Source organism: Planktothrix sp. FACHB-1355, from assembly GCF_014748295.1.
In the GTDB taxonomy this organism is placed as follows: domain Bacteria; phylum Cyanobacteriota; class Cyanobacteriia; order Cyanobacteriales; family Aerosakkonemataceae; genus Aerosakkonema; species Aerosakkonema funiforme_A.
This window is the reverse complement of record NZ_JACJUP010001325.1, coordinates 1-1,677: the sequence shown is the minus strand read 5'-3', so window position 1 is coordinate 1,677 and position 1,677 is coordinate 1. Positions and strand designations below refer to the sequence as shown.

The following is a 1,677-nucleotide window of genomic DNA, read 5'->3' as shown; positions in this document are numbered from 1 at the left end:
ATAAAACTATTTTGGCTAAGTTTTCCGCTTCTTCAAAGTGGGTGTTAAGGTATTGCGCTTCTATGGCTGACTCATAAATTGTCAAGCTCAAGTCGTAGCAATTTTCCCAACAATCGGCAGCTAAAAGTTCCAAAGCAACATTCAAGTACCTAAGTGCGGCTTCGTAAGCAGTTGCGGCTTTAGCTTTTTCAGCAGCGACATAATTAAGATGAGCTAGTTCGCATTTTTCTGATTCTTCGGTAATTAAATCGACTCCGAAATTAAGTTGATTTACCAGTGCGAAAATATTTTCTTTTTGTTGTTCTGGCGTAGTATGTTTTAGTAAGAGTTGACCGATCTGGAAATGAGTAGATTTTTTTTCTGTTTCTGGAATTAGAGAATAAGCTGCTTGCTGGACGCGATCGTGCAAAAATTTATAGGGTATGTGCAAAGAATTACCAGCATTGAAAACGATATCATCAAGTTGTTCGTTATCCGATATTTCAGGCACGAAAAACAATGGTATTTTGTAAGCATCATTTAACGGCAAAATTAACCCTGCTTGCAGTGCTGACCAAAGTAGTGCTGAGGTAATTAAAGGAGATTCTTCATTGACGATCGCCAGCACATCTAAACTAAAGCGATTGCCGAGACAAGCAGCCAATTTTGATACTTTTTGGCTACTTTCTGGCAGTTTTTCAATCTGGCTGGTGATTAACTCAATCACCGTTTTATCAGTAATCCCAATTGCTTGAATTTCTTCAATATCCCACTCCCACTGCCGCTTATTAAAGTTATAGACAATCAGCTTTTCTTGATAAAGATTTTTGAGTAATTGAATTAAAAAGAAGGGATTACCTTGAGTTTTACTGTACAAAAGCTCGGCTAAAATTGTGACTCTTTGTCTAGAATCTGTTTTGGCAAAAGTATCGGCAATTAATTGCTTGTAATCATCGATTTTCAGTGGTTTTAGGGTAATTGTCGTTAAATAATCGCTAGTTTCTCGAATTTTATCTAATGTATCGATTAAGGGATGAGTGGCGCTTACTTCGCTATCTCGGTAAGCACCGATCAGCAGCAAGTATTGAGTATCGGGATCGGTCATCAGCAGGTAAATTAAATTGAGCGATGCAGAATCTACCCACTGTAAATCGTCCAAAAAAATAACTAAAGGATGGGATTTTTGGGTAAAAACATAAATGAATTGCTTGAACACGCGATGAAATCGATTTTGCGATTCGGTTAACCCCAATTCCGGTACTTCTGGCTGTTCGCCAATAATTAATTCCAGTTCGGGAATAACTGCGGTGACAATCCTGCCTTGCTCTCCTAATGCAGCGAGAATGTTTTGTTTCCAATTTTCTATTTCTGATTGACTTTCTGTTAAGAGCAACCGGATGAGTTCGGTAAAAGCTTCAATTAAAGCAGCATAAGGAATATTGCGCTTGAATTGATCGTATTTACCAGAGATAAAATAGCCGCGCTGTCTCACAATAGCTTTGTGGATTTCATTGACTAAAGCAGATTTGCCGATTCCGGAATAACCTGTTACCAGTATGATTTCTGCATTGCCGTTGGAAATGGGATTGTCCTCCGGACACGCTACGCGAACGAAAGATGCTAAAAGTTGCTCAACTTCCGCCTGCCGACCGTACAGTTTTTGGGGGATAAGTAATTGGCTGGATAAGTCTTCTCTAC

General features: G+C 39.1%; 1 protein-coding gene. It reads right to left on the bottom strand.

Annotated features, from left to right (window positions below; all coding sequences use genetic code 11):
- The coding region (locus H6S82_RS32035) for an AAA family ATPase (RefSeq protein ID WP_191057407.1) at positions 1-1,677 on the bottom strand (1,677 nt) is incomplete at both ends.